Genomic DNA, 18,684 nt, shown 5'->3' on the forward strand with positions numbered 1-18,684 from the left:
TGGTTTATCTGCTACACATTTATGACTATATTGTGGCTTTATGTATTGCAGACAATTCCTCTGAGTCAAGCATTTCCAGTTCTAGGATTAATGTATGCACTTATACCGATTGCTTCTCATTATCTTCTCAAAGAGCAGGTTCTATTTAGTCAGTGGGTAGGAATTTCCATTATCATAACTGGCGTAATTCTGGTTGTACATTAATAGCTCAAAATGTAATTCCTGAGCTTATTAATATAAAAAGCCTCTGAATATAAAACTCAAAAACATCCCTAGAAAAATAAGTCTAAATTTATGAATATAGGCATCATTGGTGGAGGTATAACTGGGCTAGTATTAGCCCAACGTCTTTCACATCAAGGACATACAGTCACTGTATTCGATAGCAACAAGCAGCTTGGTGGACTTACCACCTATCATGATTACGGTTTATTTACCTGGGATCGCTTTTATCACGTTATTCTACCTTCTGATAGATATTTAATAAATTTTATTAAAGATATTGGTCTTGGAGATAAGCTACATTGGCATCGAAGTTTAACAGGTTTCTATGATCAGAAAAAATTTTATTCTATTAGTAACAGTATAGAATTTCTGCGCTTTCCTCTGTTTGGACTTGTAGGTAAAATCAGATTAGCTTTTACTCTACTGTATGGTTCACGCCTTAATAACTGGCGACGCTTAGAAAAGATTTTAGTTGAAGATTGGCTATTGAAACTTGGAGGTAAAAACACATACGAGAAGCTTTGGAAACCATTGCTTCTATCCAAATTAGGAGAGAACTATCAGCGAATATCAGCAGTTTTTATTTGGGCTTATATTAAACGATTATTTTCAGCGCGGGATTCTTCATTAAATAAAGAACAACTTGGTTATGTATCGGGCGGTTACAAAACTGTTTTTGACCATATAGAAAAATTAATTTATGCGGTAGGAGGCCATATCCACAAAGGTGTTTCGGTAGAATATATCGCACCTCATCCAGAGGGTGGAATGTGGGTAGAATATCAGGGTCAAAAGGAACATTTTGATAAAGTCATCTTTACTGGGCCAGTTAATATTTTGCAACAGATTGCTGCCAAGGATCTGATGAAAGTTTCCGACACTGGTAAAACAGTAGAATACCTGGGTGTAATTTGTATGGTACTTATTACTCGCAAGGCTCTAGTTCCTTATTACGTAGTAAATATTGCCGATAAAAATATTCCTTTTACCGGGGTCATCGGTATGAGCAACCTAGTTTCTTTGCAAGAGACAGCAGGATATCACATGACATTCTTACCAAAATATATACTTTCCACTGACCCGTTGTTAAAACAGCCAGATGATGAATTGCGCCAAGTATTTTTCCAGGGTATACGTTTAATGTTTCCAGAACTCAAAGCAGATGATATTGTAGCAGCACACATTAATCGAGCGATTAAAGTACAGCCACTACAAGTTTTAGATTATTCAAGTATTGTTCCAAAAGTGAGTACTGAAAACGATGATTTTTTTGTCGTCAATACCTCACAGTTAGTCAATGATAGCGTTAACAACAACGCAGTTGTGCGACAGGTTGATGAATTTCTCAAAAAATCAACATTACTGAATTGTTGAAAATTGAGTAATGATATTTTAAAAATCACAGGAGGTAATTGTGAGTCTTTTTGTTCTTTTACCGGCATACAACGAGCAAGAATCAATTCGTCCCTTGTTCAAAAGGTTTCAGACATTGGAGCAAATCTCTAATATGAAGATGCAACTGATTCTTGTTGATGATGGTAGTAGTGATAAAACTGCCCAGACTGCTATAGAAGAATCGCAATCACTGGGGATATCACTGAAGTTAGTCCAACACTCCCAAAATGGTGGTTTAGGTCAAGCAATTAAAACAGGTTTCACGACTTTCTTAGAAATTTCTAAAGAAGGTGATTTTTTAGCCGCGATGGATTGTGACAACACTCAACCACCAGAACTATTAATCAAGATGTATGACACCATGATAGCTGGCAGCTATGATATTGCGATCGCATCTAGATATCGAAAAGGGTCTAAAGTCATAGGTTTATCCAAATTTAGAGAGATAATGAGTTACGGAGCCAGCTGGCTTTTTAGAATTGCAGCCCGTGTACCAGGTGTAAGAGATTACACTTGTGGTTATAGGCTGTATAACCGTACTTTCGTCAGTAAACTGGATATGTATTATGGAGACAATCTATTTACTGAAAGTGGTTTTGCTTGTATGATAGATTTAGTGCTGAAAGCCAAAGTACTCAAACCAAAAATCGTAGAAATTCCAATGGTTTTGAGATATGACCAAAAGCCAACTGCCAGCAAAATGAAAATTATTAAAACTATTACTCGAACCCTAAAGCTTCTGTATAAGAATCTATTATCGACAGCACCAACTTCCAATTTAGGTCAGACTTTCAGTAAGCAAGAAACAACAAGAGTTCCATTGAAAATAACAAATCGGAAATAAACCTGAAAAGGAGAGTCTGGATTACACCAGAAATCATGTATTTGAACCGCATCTGTCATCAGTAACATTGCTATGGCTCTACCACTTCTTCTAAGAGGATGTTTTAAAAGTGGTTGGCTGTATCTTTGCACTTTTAGATCCCCCCTAACCCAATACTGCGTAGGTTTTGGAAAATCGTAGGTTGGGTTGAGGCTCTGCGAAACCCAACAAAGCCCCCCAAATGTTGGGTTTCGTTCCTCAACCCAACCTACACGGGTTAAGGTTTTTGGGCTTAACCGAGCAGTATTGCCCCCTAACCCCCCTTAAAAAGGGGGAATAATCAAAGTCCCCCTTTTTTAAGGGGAGCCACTGCGGTCTTCTCCCAAGGGGAGACGCCAAGGGCGATGGGGGTTTCCCCCATGAGCAAGTGGCATGGATTTAGGGGGATCCAGAACGTTTTGCTACCGATAAAAAGACTTTTAAAACATCCTCTTAAACCTTTCCTAATGAGGGACAGCCAATTTTGCATCGGCTACCTGAACATTATCAGCAACAATTTTGCGGAATAAATCGCCTTCAATTGTTTCCTGTTCTGCCAGCAAGTCTACTAAACGCTCCAAAACTATGCGGTTTTCTTGCAACAGTTCTTTAGCCTTGATGTAACAATTGTTGACAATTTCGCGGACTTGTGAATCAATTTTGGCAGCAATTTCCTCAGAATAGTCTGATTTATTCATCCAGTCGCGTCCTAAAAATACCTCAGCACTCTGATTTTCTAAGGACAATGGGCCTAATTCTGACATCCCGAAGCGTGTCACCATTTGCCGCGCCATCCCTGTCACCTGCTGCAAATCATTGCTTGCACCTGTGGTCACTTCTGGCTTCCCAAAAACGATTTCCTCGGCGGCGCGACCACCCAAAGTAGCAGTAATTCTGGCTTTGAGTTGGGAACGGGAAATTAACCCCTGTTCTTCGTTAGGAGTAAACCAAGTTAATCCCAGTGCTTGTCCCCGTGGAATTAATGTAACTTTCTGCACAGGGTCATGCTCTTTGAGCAGCGTACCCACTAAAGCGTGTCCAACTTCATGATAGGCAATTAAGCGCTTGCTCTTGCTGTCTACTAAGGCAGTACCTTCCATACCTGCAACAACTCGATCTACAGCAGCATCAATTTCTAAAAGGGTGACAGCTTCTTTACGCCTCCTGGCAGTGAGAATGGCAGCTTCGTTGAGTAAGTTGGCTAAGTCTGCGCCAGTAAAACCAGGAGTGCGGCGAGCGATCGCTTCTAATGATACGCTAGGGTCAATTTTCTTATTCCGGGCGTGGACTTTCAAAATTTCCAGTCGCCCTTTGAGATCCGGTGCATCCACCATCACTTGTCTGTCAAAGCGTCCTGGTCTGAGCAACGCTGCATCTAGAACATCTGGGCGGTTAGTGGCAGCAATAATAATAATACCTGTATTTCCTTCAAAACCATCCATTTCGGTGAGGAGTTGATTGAGGGTTTGTTCGCGCTCGTCGTTACCGCCACCAATCCCAGCACCCCGTTGTCTACCTACGGCGTCAATTTCATCGATAAATATTAGGCAAGGGGCATTCTCTTTGGCTTTTTTGAAGAGGTCACGCACACGAGATGCACCCACACCAACAAACATTTCCACGAATTCTGAACCGGAAATACTGAAGAATGGTACACCTGCTTCCCCGGCGATCGCTTTTGCTAGTAAAGTTTTACCAGTACCAGGGGGGCCAATTAACAACACTCCTTTGGGAATACGTGCGCCTACAGCAGTAAATCTTTCTGGCTGTTTTAGGAAAGTAACAACTTCTTCGAGGTCTTCTTTAGCTTCTTCAACCCCGGCGACATCTTCAAATTTGACTCCAGTTTTTGCCTCCATTTGGAAGCGAGCTTTGGATTTACCGAAATTCATTGCTTGGCTAGAAGCATTAGTAGAGCGACGCAGGAACAATAGCATTAAAGCCACCAGTGGCAAAATCCACATCAAATTGATCAACAACCCAACAACAGCTCGACTGTTAGCAGAGGAAACCTCAGCAAAATCAACGTTTTTTTCTTTGAATTTATTAATCAGCTCTGTGTTTTGCGCCAAAAGTCTTACCTGTAGAGGTGGAGCATCTGGCTTTTGCCCCTTTAGATAGACCTTTGCTATCTGTTCAGTTTCATCCAACTCTACTTTTTCGACTTGCCCTTTCTCAGTTTTCTTAATCAGACAGCCATAACTTAGGGGTTTGGATTCCTCGCACTTTTCTTTTTGCTGCGCCAAGGCAGGAGTACCCCCAAAAATACCTGGCAACATCATCAAACTAGCTGCGATGGCACTAACCCAAGCACCACGCTTTGACGACTGCCCTTTTATCAATGCTTTTTTTCCCAAATTTGTCATAATAATTACCCTTTGTCTGCTGGCACAAGTTGAGCTACGCTTTTATGCCTATTCTTCTAGCAAAAATTGTCATAACTGGAAATTACACTTTTCTTATCTAGTCTAGCTTCCACACAAAAGCATTCCCAAGTTTCTTGCGGCTATTCCATTAAGTTGGGCAACCTGCACAATTCTTCTCGCTCATAACCCCTTATTTATAAAATTTTCCGGTAGATTTTAATTTGACACATTATGACACAAATCGCTAAAATAATCATAGTCATAACGATTCCGTTTTTCAAATAAATCTGGTGATAGTACTTAGTTAATAGTTTGTGGGTTAATTATGGTAAAAATTGTTGGCATTGGTGGTAGTTTAAGACCCAACTCCTATACCCAGCTAGCTTTACAAGTAGCAGTGCAAAGGGTTGAAGCTGTGGGTGCAGAGGTAGAAATTCTCGATTTACGGCAGTTGCAGCTACCGTTTTGCACTGGCGCAAAGGAGTATGCAGAATATCCAGACGTTCAGAGGTTGCAAGATACAGTCAGTCAGGCTGATGGGATAATTTTAGCGACACCTGAGTATCATGGTGGCGTTAGTGGAGTGCTGAAAAATGCCTTAGATTTGATGAGTTTTGACCAACTATCTGATAAAGTGACAGGATTGATTAGTGTCTTGGGTGGTCAGTCTAATAGTAATGCTTTAAATGACCTACGGCTAATTATCCGTTGGGTACATGGTTGGGTAATTCCCGAACAAATTGCGATCGGACAAGCTTGGGGTGCTTTCAGTCCTGAAGGCAAGCTAGTAGATGAGAAACTCTCTCAAAGATTTGACCAATTTGCTCAGAGTTTAGTTGATAACACTCGCAAGCTGCGGGGCGTAAATTAGTGGTAGGGTATGTAGGTTCGTAGTAAGGACTTTAGTCCTTGTTTTCTAAACTCGACTTTATCCATTTTTTGGCAGCACTCAAGCTGAGGCTGAAACCTTTGTGAAACAGTTAAGATCCCCCCTGCGTGGGGCGACCCCCTTTTTAAGGGGGTAAAAGAGGGTTATGAGGAAGCCTTTTTAACTAATTGGCAATGGGGAGCCACTGCGGGGACAGCGGTCTCCCCAACTGAAGCAAGTGGCGTGGATTTAGGGCGATCTAGAACGTTTTGCTACCCAGGTCGGTGGGTTTTGTTTGTGTAGACGCGGTTTCTAACCGCCCGTTTTACGTTAAGTTGACACCAATGGTAGACTCGCTACGGCTACGCTAACGTAATTCGTAGTTGTAATCAGTGCTTGCTCTATACCCTCTTAATTACGAATTACGAATTACGAATTACGAATTATTTAATGATGGTGGTGGTGATGATGCCCAGCTAGTTGGGGATTAACTGCCAAAGTTTGCTCTGACAACAACTGTGCAATATGAGCATCAGCCCATTGGGCCGCCATTGCCAAGAATTCTGGATGGTCGTTGACGCAAGCCATTTGCACGTAGTTCGTACCAGGATGCTGTTTTTCCAGAGCATGGATGATATGGTGTACATCCAATAAAGTTTCGTGGTTTTCTGTAGCAAAGCCAATAGGCATAAATATCACCACTTTTGCACCTAATTGAATCAGGTTATTTGCAGCTTGCTCTGCATTTGGCTGTGTCCAATCAATTAGGGGTGTATCATGATTGAGCCAACCCACCGAGATTAAGGGATAGCGATTAATCAACTGATCTCGTACCAAATCGAACAGCCCTTGACTTTCGGTAATCCCAGAAGTAAATCCTTTGGCTTTGTGGGGACAACCGTGATTCATTAGCACAATACCGATTTGAGAAGGTAGATAAGCTGCGGCTAACTCAGCAATTTTCTCCTCAACCAGATGAGCCATTAAATTGATGTAGGCTGGTTCGTTGAAGAAAGAAGGAATGTAGCGCTGTGCTTTGACCCAGTGTTCTTCACCATCAGTTAACTCCACAAGAGCATTGTTAACTTGCTCGATCGCAATGCCACTGGTAAAGATAGAATCAACAACCAGCAGGGGGTAAATTAATAGCTTATCGAAGCCTTGGTTTTTGATTTCTGCCAGGACTTGATTGGGTAGGAAAGGGGCGCAAAAGTTGAAAGCTTTGAAAACTTGGACATTCTCACCCCATTTTTCTTGTAAATGCTTTTCAATCCCAGCACGCTGCTGTTCAAAGATGGCATTGTGTGGGGAGATAAAATCGTGGTGTGTGTGTCCCCACTCATGGCGGTCAAATAGCGCCAAAAGCTTTGCCAGGGGGGGATAAATCCAGGTTGGCACCGGTGCAAATTTTGCTGTCAGGAGATTTAAAGCCTGTTCGTTATAGTTGGCGAAATCTTCATAGCTTTCGACTTCGCCGTAGCCCATAAGCAGTACGGCTACACGGTCTTTACCTGATAATTGCTCGTGGGTGTGTTGTGTTTTTTCCGGCGTGGCAACCACAATGATTTCCTCAATATAATCAGAGTGCAGAGAAATATAAAGTTAGGGAATAGTTTGCACATTTTCCCTACTTGTAACTTATTATCCCATCCAGGGGGATAAGATAAGTGGAAAAATCAAAATAATACATCAAAAGATATATAGCAGTCCGCTTTGATTTTTGGATTCTTGGCAACTTTTGGTGATCCTGGTTGGGGTAAGGCAGCTATGCTGAGGGCAGAAGGAGGCAGCAGGCAGAAGGCTTTGATGTTTTACCTCAGTTGAGGATTCAGACCCCACAATCGGGAGAGCCACCAAATTAAAATAGGACTTACGCAAAATCATGAAAAAACGAACCGCCATCGCGTAGCGTCTCCCCTTCTCCCAAAGGGAGAGGCTAGCGCCAAGGGAGAAGTACGCCAAGTACGCCAAGAAACTAAGAGTTGCAGAGAGTTTTGGCGTAAGTCCTGGTCTAATGTAAACCGCAAAAAATCCCTCCACCCTTATGACTAGAAAAATCCAGACCGAAAAAGACTTGTTTACTGCAAGCACTAATATAAATATCAATCAAGAAACAGAAAACGAAAAAGTTCTATGTCCTCATTGTCAGCGCACAGCTACAAACGGCATTAAATGTAAAGGAGTTTGTGTGGCTGACAATGACTATTAAGGTATGAATTTTAAACAGTCCAATATGAATATGCTTTGCCGCTCTAATATCAGCATAATGGTGGTTGATCAGGGAGAAACAGCCATGTTGTAATGCGAATGGTAGTTTTTGTAAGTTAATAATTTTGGCTGATTGTTGCAATTTAAAGTGATGAAAAATACATTATTCGATAAAATCTTCCGTGACAGCGATGGCAAAATTGTTTTAGCTCAGATGCCAAACTTACCGCTTATTGTTTGGATAGCAGCTAGTTTGCTCAAATTAGTTTTGACAACAGGCGTTGCGAATACAGGGTTAGACGCACTTGCTTTTGGCTCTTTATTTACTTGGGCGTGGCTAGAATTATTTCAAGGCGTTAATTATTTTCGGAGAGCGCTGGGTTTTGGCGTGCTGATTGCTGTTATCGCGTCAAAAACTGTGGGTATTGATACACTTGGCTCTTTCGCTCTTTGATGTCAGGGGCGATCGCACCTCATTCCCTTTACCTATCCACTGCCGAACAGCTATCTCTGCCACTTCCAGTTATAAATCTTGCGATCGCTCTGTTTCCAGAGAGCGATCGCACTCAGATGATTGCTCTGTTGTCAGGTAAATCATTGGATTTACTAAGAATGAATAAACTTCCATCGCCTCCACGTCCAATTCTTAAGGTTTCATCTAAGTAAGTAATGTCCAGGGTAGCAATTCTGCCAGTAGGATTGTTAGCTGGAACAACCTTAAATGGGTTCAGTTGGGGGGTATCAATACCGACAATCTTTTCAATTGATAGGTAGCGTTTGTCAAAATAAACGTTAATACGTTGATTTGGTGGAAGTAATGAATCAACTGTTGCTACTTCAAAGCTAGCTGTTACTTTTACATATCCCGATATTAGCCCAAGAGGATGTTTAACTTTAGCTAAATTAAAAAACAATTTATTGGCAATATTAATTACCTGATATACTTTACCCAGCTTTAATCCCAACGGCAGGGAGTCTAAAGAACGGATTTCTCTAGCAGTGGAGTATTGTAATTGCCAAGCTCCCTCTAGTAAAGAAGTAGCATTGAGCAGTGGCTTGGGATTGGGATTGAAGCTTTCTAGTTGGGTCGTCAATTGTTCAATTTCTTGGGCTAAAGTTTTGTCTAGCTTCAAATCCGTAACAGGAGAGCCATCACTTTTAGTTTGAATCTCCTCAAGCTGGGCAAGTAATTTTTCCTTTAATAAGAGTCGATTGTTCAAGGATTGAATATTTTCCATACTTGCCAGATTCAAATTTTTCTAGACCGTTGTAGTAAGTTGGAGTTATGAATATCATTATTTGTCCTGGAATTCATGAGCCAGAATTAACTGAAAGCTTTAGAGTCGGATTATTAAATTTAGTTTCTCATGACGCGATCGCTCCCAATTCCGCAAATATACTTGTTTTTCCTGGTGAAGATGTTTTAGTTTTATCAGCATTTCATATTTTGCAGTTTTTGCGCGATGCCTACGGCGGCAACCAACGCCTAGGCAATCAGCTAAAATCGCCAATTATATTCATTAGCTTTAGTGCTGGCGTAGTCGGGGCAATAGGGGCGGCGTATTTATGGCAACTTTTGGGTGGTCGTGTCCAAGCGTTTATTGCTATAGATGGATGGGGAGTACCACTACAAGGTAATTTTCCTATTCATCGCATGAGTCATGATTATTTTACCCATTGGAGTTCCTGTTTGCTAGGTTGTGGGCAAAATAACTTTTATGCAGAGCCAGCAGTTGCTCATTTGTCCATGTGGCAATGTCTAACGACAAGCCGCTCTGTGTCTGGGCCCCAAACTGTACAAGGCTGTTGGGTAGATTCATCCATTGAGATTGTTCCACCAAATAGTCGTCTGACAGCAGCTGAATTTTTGCATATGCTGTTAAAGCACTATGAAGCTAATTATTCCGGACAATGGAGTAAGTAAACAGGAGTTAAGAGTGAGGAGTTAGCCATTTATCATTAGTTACCCCGACTCCCCACTCCCCGCTCCCATCTACCCCAAGTATCTAATGTTTCCAACTGAACCAGCTGCTGTTAATAATGGGTTTGGCGCACTGCTAAAAAACCGTGGTTTTATGCTCCTGTGGATTGGGCAACTAGTGTCCCAGTTAGCAGATAAGGTCTTCTTCGTTTTGATGATTGCTCTGTTGGAAAACTACTCACCGCTTCCTGGGTTGGCACAAAACTCGATGTACTCAACCTTGATGCTGTCGTTTACAATACCAGCAATTTTGTTTGGCTCTGCCGGTGGTATCTTTGTTGACCGCTTGCCAAAAAAGCTGATTATGGTCGGCTCAGATATTGTGCGGGGAATACTGACACTGTGTCTTCCCTTGTTACCACGAGAGTTCCTGATTCTGTTAATTCTGACTTTTGCCATTTCCACGGTGACGCAGTTTTTTGCACCAGCCGAACAAGCAGCCATTCCCTTGTTGGTGAAGCGAGAAAATTTGTTAGCAGCCAATGCCTTGTTTAGCAGCACAATGATGGGAGCTTTAATTGTTGGCTTTGCAGTAGGAGAGCCGATTTTGAGTTTGGCGAAAAGCTTGATGGGAGAAGAATACGGTCAAGAGATTGTGGTTGGTGGATTATACATATTATCGGCTGCTATCATGCAGCCGATTAAGTTTAAAGAACCCAAACGACCTAAAGAACATCAAGCATCAAATCACCCTTGGGCCGAATTCACCGAGAGTCTGCGCTATCTCAAGAAAAATCCTTTGATTTTGAATGCCATGCTGCAACTGACAACTTTATATTGTGTGTTTGCAGCCTTAACAGTGCTGACGATTCGATTAGCCGCAGAGTTTGGTCTTAAAGAAAAACAGTTTGGCTTTTTCTTGGCAGCAGCAGGGGTGGGTATGGTATTTGGTGCAGCGATTTTAGGTCACTGGGGTGAGAAATTTCATCACAAGCCCGTACCTTTAATTGGATTTTTGATGATGGCACTAGTTTTAGGGGTGTTCACTTTTACCCATAACTTGTTGCTGGCGCTAGGATTATGTGCATTTTTGGGTATAGGTGCTGCTTTAATTGGTGTACCCATGCAAACTTTAATTCAACAGCAAACACCACCTACCATGCACGGTAAAGTATTTGGCTTTCAAAATCATGCCGTCAACATCGCTCTGGCGTTACCTTTGGCCATTACTGGGCCATTAACTGATGCTCTGGGCTTGCGAATTGTGCTTGTGGGAATGAGTATTGTTGTGGTAGTTGTGGGCGTTTGGGCTTGGCAAAATACCCGCAAAGTCTTGCAAGATGTAATTTAATTAATGTAGGCTAATACTCTAGGATTATATTTAATATATAAAATTATCCGAATTTGATTGAAGTTTTCAATTAAAATGAAATCCTAAATACAGAATTCAGTATTAACTTTAGCTATAGTCTGAGGTTTGACCGTGCGCTCACAAAGTGTCTCCGCAGGAGAATCGCCTTCCCAGATCAGTCTCCCACAAATCGAGAATCACAAACAGTCCCGTACTTCTAACCCGCCAGCCGTTCCCAAACGTGCATCTGGCGGTTTTGCTCTGCTTGAGAGCCTTCAACGCCACGGCGTTGAGTTTATTTTTGGTTATCCTGGTGGGGCGATTCTGCCAATTTATGATGACCTGTACAAGGTGGAAGCAACTGGTGCTATTAAGCATATCCTGGTAAGACACGAACAAGGGGCAGCCCACGCTGCTGATGGTTATGCTCGTGCAACTGGGAAGGTAGGAATATGCTTTGGCACTTCTGGCCCAGGAGCAACCAACTTGGTGACAGGTATCGCCACAGCCTACATGGATTCGATCCCAATGATTGTGGTTACAGGACAGGTAGCACGGCCGTCCATTGGGACAGATGCGTTTCAGGAAACTGATATTTACGGCATTACCCTACCGATCGTCAAGCACTCCTATGTAGTGCGTGATCCCAAAGATATGGCGCGAATTGTTGCCGAAGCTTTCCACATCGCTAGCACTGGGCGACCGGGGCCAGTATTGATTGATGTGCCGAAAGATGTGGCTTTAGAAGAATTTGACTATGTACCTGTAAAACCAGGTTCAGTAAAATTACGCGGTTATCGTCCCACGGTCAAGGGAAATCCCCGGCAGATTAATGCCGCGATTCAGTTAATTACTGAAAGTCGCCGGCCGCTATTGTATGTCGGTGGTGGTGCGATCGCAGCTGGTGCCCATGAAGAAATCAAACAACTAGCTGAATTATTCAATATCCCTGTCACCACAACCTTAATGGGGATCGGTGCTTTTGACGAACATCATCCCCTAGCTTTGGGAATGTTGGGGATGCACGGCACAGCTTACGCTAACTTTGCCGTTAGTGATTGCGACTTGCTGATTTGCGTTGGTGCTAGATTTGACGATCGCGTTACAGGCAAGTTAGACGAATTCGCCTCCCGCGCCAAAGTAATTCACATAGACATCGATCCCGCAGAAGTCGGCAAAAACCGCGTTCCGGAAGTGCCCATCGTCGGCGATGTGCGGAACGTGTTAGTAGACTTGTTGCGTCGGTGCAAAGAAACAGGCGTCAAGGCTACACCAAATCAAAACCAAGAGTGGTTGAATCTAGTTAACCGTTGGCGCGAAGAGTATCCTCTCATAGTGCCGCACCATGCCGACAGCATTTCACCCCAAGAAGTGATTGTAGAAGTAAGCAATCAAGCGCCCCACGCTTTCTACACCACAGATGTCGGACAACATCAAATGTGGGCAGCACAATTCCTGAAAAATGGGCCGAGGCGCTGGATTTCTAGCGCTGGTTTGGGAACGATGGGTTTTGGCTTACCTGCGGCAATGGGCGCTAAAGTGGCCTTTCCTGATGAAGAAGTCATCTGTATTAGCGGTGATGCTAGTTTCCAAATGTGTTTACAGGAACTTGGTACGCTTGCACAGTATGGGATAAATGTCAAGACAATAATTATTAATAACGGCTGGCAAGGGATGGTGCGTCAGTGGCAGCAAGCCTTCTATGGGGAGCGTTACTCATGCTCAAACATGGAAGTAGGGATGCCAGACGTAGAGTTATTGGCACAAGCCTATGGCATTAAAGGCATGGTAATCAGCGATCGCAGTGAATTAAAAGATGCGATCGCCGAAATGCTGGCACACAAAGGCCCGGTGATCTTGAATGCTCACGTAACCAGAGACGAAAATTGCTACCCAATGGTGGCTCCTGGCAAAAGCAACGCTCAAATGGTCGGCTTGCAGAAGCAAGCGCCGAAAGCGGCAGCAGAGCCAGTGTATTGTAGCCACTGTGGTGCAAAAAATGCTCCCAGCCACAACTTCTGCGCTGAGTGTGGGACTAAGTTGTAACGCTTTTTGATAATTCCGACCAAAGAGGTAGGGAAAAAGGGAGCAAGATGCTGGAATTTGCCAGCAATCAAGGAGTTCAGAGCGAATAAATTTATTTATAGATCGTGTGTAAAACCCCGTCCCCTCGTGGGCGGGGTTTTAGCTATTTGCATATATGAAAAAATATACTAGATTCTGCCAAAAATATTGATCATAGGATATCATTTCTAGATGGTTTGCAAATTCCGCCCTAAAGATTTGGGTTCATTCCCAAAATGGGCGGTATTTCTTGTAACTAGCCAGGGCTATTTCAGCCTAGACATAAACCACCCGGAAGTGAAGTTCCTGGCTCATAGCTAAAGTCCGTTTTAACGCAATACGGTTCACAAAAGGGCTGAAACTCTTTTTTTTACGTAGACGCAAAGCGGCTTGCCGCAGGCTACCACAGAGGCACAGAGAACACAGAGAGAAAGAGAAGGAGGAAATGCTTAACCCAAGTGTATTGGTTTTTAGACGACTTTCGCTATTAGACTCAGAATTAATTCTGAGGCGGGCTAGATGAAAATGAAATAGCCCTGGTAATTAGCAAGGGTGTTAGCTTCAGGTTAGTGCTTATAGCCACCCTCACAACAGATTTGGGCAATCAAAAATCCCGTACAATATATATCTGCTGGCAGTAGTAAAAATTCCATACTCGAGAAAACCGGAAAAGAGGTGATTTTTGCAGTAATTCTGTAGTATTTTTGGTGCAAGTCTGTCTTAAGGATCTCACGATGAAACAGCTCCTCAAACAAGTATTTAGCAGTCAAAAACACCTCATCCAGGTAATTCTACCTTTGGTGACGCTTATTTTAACAGCCTCGCTGTTTGCCGCACCTGCTTTTGCCACAGGTGTGTATCAAATACCCAATCTCACAGCAGGGAATGACACCTGGGTTTTGGATCAAGGTGAGGTCATCAGCCGCCTGAATGAAGGTAAAATTAGCAGCGCTTTGGAGAATTTGGCAAAACAAACAGATAAGGAAGTCAGAATTGTGACTGTCCGCCGCCTCGACTACGGTGAAACACCAGAAAGCTTTACCAAAGAGCTGTTTGAAAAATGGTTTCCGACAAAAGCAGCCCAAGCTAATCAAACCTTATTGGTTATTGATACAGTTACCAATGGTACTGCCATTATTACTGGGGATCAAGTCAAGCCTTTGCTCACAGACTCTATTGCCGAGAGTGTAGCGACTGAAACAGTAAGTGTGCCGTTGCGCAATGGTAACAAATACAACCAAGCATTCCTCGATGCAAGCGATCGCCTTGTCGCCGTCCTCTCTGGCAAAGCCGACCCAGGTCCACCCCAAATCACTGACAATGTGCAGGTAGAAGGCACTTACAAGAAAGCAGAAGAAACCAACCAAGGTAACGCCACTGCTTGGGTAGTAGGATTGTTAATTGCCGCCACCGTTATCCCAATGGCGACTTACTATATCTATCAGATAAATCAGCCTTCATCTAATGGGTAATGGGAGAGTTGTTCAATTTTAGATTTGAGATTTTTCCTTCAATCCAAAATTAAAAATCTAAAATTGGCTTAATCCTGAACATACTCTTGTTCTGCGACTAAAGCCACCTCAGCCCGAACAAATTCTCGACCCAAATAAGCTGCATGATTTAATTGAGTTACAGGAGGGGGCTGAGTTTCTTCAAAAATCTTCACGCAAAGTTCTTTCGCCGTCCTGGCGCTAAAAACTGTGGTGTAAGTTCGTTCTACCTTTTCTCGCGCCGGAATTACCTTCCCCGTATCTGGATCTACAGCTAAACCACGCTCATCAATCACATTTGTAAAATGCTTGGCATAAATTAACCTTGCTTCTCGATCCAAGTAAATAATGAAATATCCACCGGGATCAAGGTCAATATGACGCTGGGAAAGTTGATCATCAATTGCGGCTAAATTTTCAACGATTAAATCCATAAGCATTATCAAAAGAAAATTTCTTTCTTCAAGGTTTTTACACTCTATATCAAGTGTAATTCCTATCTTCTTTAGTATTATTCATATCTTTAGTATTTTGGTGAATGCTTTAGAGGATGTTTGAAAGACACTTCATGGTACAGTTATTGGCTAATGTCAAACCTTTAACTGAGTTACCGCGATATTGCCGGAAAAACATACATCCACATCGCTACCAGGAGTGCGATCGCGTTTGCCATATTCGCCTACATAATAAAAATTATCGCCTTCAATTCGATAGTTTATAGGCAAAGGTTTGCTACAGGGTTGGCAAAACACCACATCAGGATCTGGTTCTCCTGGTTGCAGATGCGGTAAGTTCACATTCCAGAAGCTTCCCGGTTCTAAGGGACGCTTGAGTAAGTCCGCTAAAACTTCAGCTGTGAATTTGGCAGCTAGATCCCAATCAAAATTTTGCTTGGCTTTGCGATAGTGGGAAATGGCAACTCCAGGAATACCATGCATTGCAGCTTCCCGCACAGCAGCCACTGTGCCAGAAATGTAAGCATCAACTCCCAAGTTACCCCCAGCGTTAATACCTGAAAGTACAAATTTGACATCTGCGTTAATTTGTGTTATGGCAATTCTTACACAATCGGCAGGAGTACCTGCGATCGCATACTCAGTCTCAGAACGTCGCTGGAGGTTAATGGCACGAGTGGTAGTAACTTGATGTCCACAGCCAGACTGATGATCCGCAGGCGCAGCAATAATCGCATTTTTGCCGTTTACAGCTTTGAGCAGCGCTCGGATACCTGGGGCATCAATGCCGTCGTCGTTAGTTAAAATTATAGTCATTACGCAAAATCATGAAAAAACGAACCGCCATCGCGCAGCGTCTCCCCCTCTCCCAAAGGGAGAGGCTAGCGCCAAGGGAGAAGTACGCCAAGTACGCCAAGAAATAAGAGTTGCAGAGAGTTTTTGCGTAACTCCTGTTTTTATTGGCATAGGTTGGCTAATAACTAAGCGCCAATACCAATACTATCCTAGAGACAAAAAGTAATCTGAAAAAAAAGATTCGTGTCAATGTATTTCTCTGGATTCTTTTGGGAATCCTAAATTTAGGGAGCGTGATGAACCGTAAGGTATTACTTCCTGAAATACCACGTAACTTTTAAAGGATAATTATGTCTAAACGCAAGTTACTCAAAGGCGGTAGTGTTAATTCAGTTACTCTAGAACCAGAAGTTGCAATCACAGTTATTGGACTGCTTTCCGCAGCTTCTGATAGTGAAGGAATATCTTCAATAGAAGAATATGCTTTGAGTGAATTTCTCGGTCGGGTTGGCTTATTTGAAAATTATTCTGAGGAAGACTTTGAAGAATTAACCGAAAAAGCCGTCAGCTTGATTGAAGAAGAAGAACCGGAAGATTTAATCGCCCAGTCCATCGAATCCTTACCGAATAGAGGTTATCGCGAAGCTGCATACATCACCGCTATCTTAGTAGTGGGAATTGATGAAGAAGTACCCGAAAGTGAACAGGATTATATCTCTGAGCTTCAGGAAGCCTTGAATATTTCAGACGAGCGGGCACAAGAACTTATAGATGGAGTGTTTGGGGAACAGGAAGAGGAAGAAGAATAAGAGTGTTACAGGGCTTTTCAAGCAATTGAATTAGGACTTACGCAACTGGCATATCAATACTGTTCGGTTAAGAATATTCGTAGGTTGGGTTGAGGAACGAAACCCAACATTTTCTTTCTCTTTGTTGGGTAACGCATTGCTCAACCCAACCTTCGCCGAATTGACGTTAAAAAAATGCCACACCAAGGTATTATCATCAAGTAGTTTTAAGAACTATCTGATGAGTAGGAAAATTTCTCTTGGCTTGATGCTGCTGTTTGTGGGTACTCAAACTAGTGTTACCCAGCTAGCAGCTAAAGCGCAAACCCCAGTTGCACCAACAACTACCACAAAATCAATTTGCTCTACCCAATTGGGAACAGCTATAGATGCTGTAATCAATCGCCCTTTATTCAGTCGGGGGCGCTGGGGAATTTTAGTACAACCCGTGTCAACGGGGGAAACTCTTTACAGTCGGGATGCTCAGAAATATTTTACTCCCGCGTCTAATCTCAAATTGCTAACAACAGCAGCTGCATTGCAAGAATTGGGTGCTAATTTTCGGATTCGCACTTCTATTTATCACAATGGCAATGGTGTTTTACGTGTTGTCGGTAGGGGAGATCCCAGCTTAAGTGATACTCAACTGCAAAAATTGGCACAGCAGCTAAAACAGAAAGGCATTACTCAAATTCAGCGATTGATAGCTGATGACAGTTATATTCAAGGAGATATTGTTAACCCCACCTGGGAATGGGAAGATGTGCAGTCAGACTATGGCGCACCAGTCAATAGCTTTATTCTGAATCAAAATATTTTTAGCTTAAAACTTGTACCCCAGGCTGTAGGGAAATCTTTACAAGTGGTATGGACTGATGCTGGTGAGGCGAAACAGTGGCGGATAATTAATCAGTCAGTAACTGTTGCCCAAAATCAACCAAGCTACATTAATATTACTCGCGAATTATCAGGAACAGGATTACGAATTCAAGGACAACTAACAACGAATTCTGAACCGTCTTTAATAGATTTGCCTGTGGTTGACCCGAATTATTACTTTTTACGGCGCTTCCGTGCTGCTTTGGCGACAGAAAAAATTACCTTGGGACAAATATTAGTAGTAAATGGTGGTGTTAATCAAGAGGAAATAGCATTTGTAGAGTCGCCACCTTTATCTGAATTATTAATGGAAACTCTTCAGAATAGTAATAATCTTTATGCTGAGGCACTGCTGAGAGCATTAGCTGTGAAAAAACTCAGAGTTAAAAATCAGACTAGTGCTGATGTAGGTTTAGAAGTTGTCAAAGCAAGCTTAACGAAATTGGGAGTTGAACCAGCAAATTATATTTTAGTGGATGGTTCGGGTTTATCACGTCGTAACTTAGTGACACCAGAAGCTTTTGTACAAACTTTGCGGGCAATAGCAAGAACATCAACAGCATATATATATCGCGCATCTTTACCCGTGGCGGGTAAAAGTGGAACCTTGAAAAATCGCTTTCAAGATACACCTGCTGAGGGCATTGTGCAAGCAAAAACGGGTACTTTAACAGGTGTAGTTTCTCTATCTGGATATCTGAATGCGCCGAAGTATGAGCCGCTAGTTTTTAGTATTATTGTGAATCAATCGGATCAGTCTGCAACTGTTGTGCGACAGGCAATTGATCAAGTTGTTTTATTGTTAACACAGTTGCAGCGTTGTTAATCTGATTTAACAATTTCATTATTCACGCATTCAAAATTCAAAATTAAAGACATTACATAAGGGGATTTAAACCCCGACTGAAATGGGTGCTACATATAGATGTAGGGGTCTTAAACCCTTTAATTTACGATAAGCCCTGGCGAATAGAATTCGCGGCTATACAGACAAAACCTGCCTCCGCAGGTTAGGAA

At 42.5% G+C, this 18,684-nt stretch carries 16 protein-coding genes; 11 read left to right on the forward strand and 5 right to left on the reverse strand.

From position 1 onward, the window contains the following. From LC605_RS12455 to LC605_RS12465, 3 genes are all read left to right on the forward strand, one after another. Positions 1-204: EamA family transporter (locus LC605_RS12455; RefSeq protein WP_229547850.1), on the forward strand; the 204-nt coding region annotated here is incomplete at its 5' end. A 90-nt stretch (positions 205-294) separates the two neighbouring features. Then, on the forward strand, positions 295-1,599 hold the full coding sequence (locus LC605_RS12460; protein ID WP_229547851.1) for an NAD(P)/FAD-dependent oxidoreductase: 1,305 nt from the start codon (positions 295-297) through the stop codon (positions 1,597-1,599). Between the two features lie 40 nt (positions 1,600-1,639). After that, positions 1,640-2,464: a glycosyltransferase family 2 protein gene (locus LC605_RS12465; protein ID WP_229547852.1), complete on the forward strand. Its 825-nt coding sequence runs from the start codon at positions 1,640-1,642 to the stop codon at positions 2,462-2,464. A 482-nt stretch (positions 2,465-2,946) separates the two neighbouring features. On the opposite strand, the gene ftsH is transcribed toward LC605_RS12465, so the two are convergent. Further along, positions 2,947-4,848 (reverse strand): ATP-dependent zinc metalloprotease FtsH, encoded by a 1,902-nt coding sequence (gene ftsH / locus LC605_RS12470; protein ID WP_229547853.1) that lies wholly within the window; start codon positions 4,846-4,848, stop codon positions 2,947-2,949. 325 nt (positions 4,849-5,173) lie between these two features. Between ftsH and LC605_RS12475 the strand changes: the two genes are divergently transcribed. Then, positions 5,174-5,719, forward strand: coding sequence for an NADPH-dependent FMN reductase (locus LC605_RS12475; RefSeq protein WP_229547854.1), 546 nt, complete (start codon positions 5,174-5,176; stop codon positions 5,717-5,719). A gap of 444 nt (positions 5,720-6,163) precedes the next feature. Here the strand turns inward: LC605_RS12475 and LC605_RS12480 are convergent, their stop codons facing one another. Beyond that, a complete protein-coding gene (locus LC605_RS12480) occupies positions 6,164-7,276 on the reverse strand; it encodes a ferrochelatase (protein ID WP_229547855.1) in 1,113 nt (370 codons plus the stop codon). A 799-nt stretch (positions 7,277-8,075) separates the two neighbouring features. Here LC605_RS12480 and LC605_RS12485 point away from each other — a divergent pair. Further along, the gene (locus LC605_RS12485) at positions 8,076-8,378 is read left to right on the forward strand and encodes a hypothetical protein (RefSeq protein WP_229547856.1); all 303 of its coding nucleotides are present in this window, start codon (positions 8,076-8,078) and stop codon (positions 8,376-8,378) included. Positions 8,379-8,490: 112 nt separating this feature from the next. Here the strand turns inward: LC605_RS12485 and LC605_RS12490 are convergent, their stop codons facing one another. After that, the gene (locus tag LC605_RS12490; protein ID WP_229547886.1) at positions 8,491-9,144 is read right to left on the reverse strand and encodes a PAP/fibrillin family protein; all 654 of its coding nucleotides are present in this window, start codon (positions 9,142-9,144) and stop codon (positions 8,491-8,493) included. 65 nt (positions 9,145-9,209) lie between these two features. Here LC605_RS12490 and LC605_RS12495 point away from each other — a divergent pair, with 65 nt between their 5' ends. The 4 genes from LC605_RS12495 to LC605_RS12510 all read left to right on the forward strand — a co-directional run bounded on the left by LC605_RS12495 (position 9,210) and on the right by LC605_RS12510 (position 14,732). Continuing rightward, a complete protein-coding gene (locus LC605_RS12495) occupies positions 9,210-9,848 on the forward strand; it encodes a hypothetical protein (protein WP_229547857.1) in 639 nt (212 codons plus the stop codon). Positions 9,849-9,933: 85 nt separating this feature from the next. After that, entirely contained in the window at positions 9,934-11,196 is a 1,263-nt protein-coding gene (locus tag LC605_RS12500; RefSeq protein ID WP_229547858.1) for an MFS transporter, read from the forward strand. Positions 11,197-11,328: 132 nt separating this feature from the next. Continuing rightward, complete coding sequence (ilvB, locus tag LC605_RS12505) at positions 11,329-13,242, forward strand: biosynthetic-type acetolactate synthase large subunit (RefSeq protein ID WP_229547859.1); 1,914 nt, start codon at positions 11,329-11,331, stop codon at positions 13,240-13,242. A 752-nt stretch (positions 13,243-13,994) separates the two neighbouring features. Next, positions 13,995-14,732: a photosystem II repair protein Psb32 gene (locus LC605_RS12510; protein ID WP_229547860.1), complete on the forward strand. Its 738-nt coding sequence runs from the start codon at positions 13,995-13,997 to the stop codon at positions 14,730-14,732. 68 nt (positions 14,733-14,800) lie between these two features. On the opposite strand, the gene LC605_RS12515 is transcribed toward LC605_RS12510, so the two are convergent. Together LC605_RS12515 and surE are read right to left on the reverse strand one after the other, a co-directional pair. Beyond that, on the reverse strand, positions 14,801-15,184 hold the full coding sequence (locus LC605_RS12515; RefSeq protein WP_229547861.1) for a DUF4346 domain-containing protein: 384 nt from the start codon (positions 15,182-15,184) through the stop codon (positions 14,801-14,803). Positions 15,185-15,340: 156 nt separating this feature from the next. After that, entirely contained in the window at positions 15,341-16,021 is a 681-nt protein-coding gene (gene surE, locus LC605_RS12520; protein WP_229547862.1) for a 5'/3'-nucleotidase SurE, read from the reverse strand. 329 nt (positions 16,022-16,350) lie between these two features. Here surE and LC605_RS12525 point away from each other — a divergent pair, with 329 nt between their 5' ends. Continuing rightward, positions 16,351-16,809 (forward strand): tellurite resistance TerB family protein, encoded by a 459-nt coding sequence (locus LC605_RS12525; RefSeq protein WP_229547863.1) that lies wholly within the window; start codon positions 16,351-16,353, stop codon positions 16,807-16,809. Between the two features lie 220 nt (positions 16,810-17,029). Next, positions 17,030-18,493, forward strand: coding sequence for a D-alanyl-D-alanine carboxypeptidase/D-alanyl-D-alanine-endopeptidase (dacB, locus tag LC605_RS12530; protein WP_229547864.1), 1,464 nt, complete (start codon positions 17,030-17,032; stop codon positions 18,491-18,493). The last annotated feature ends 191 nt before the right edge of the window (positions 18,494-18,684 follow it).

Origin of the sequence: Nostoc sp. CHAB 5836 (genome assembly GCF_020829445.1) — a bacterium.
GTDB lineage: Bacteria > Cyanobacteriota > Cyanobacteriia > Cyanobacteriales > Nostocaceae > Nostoc.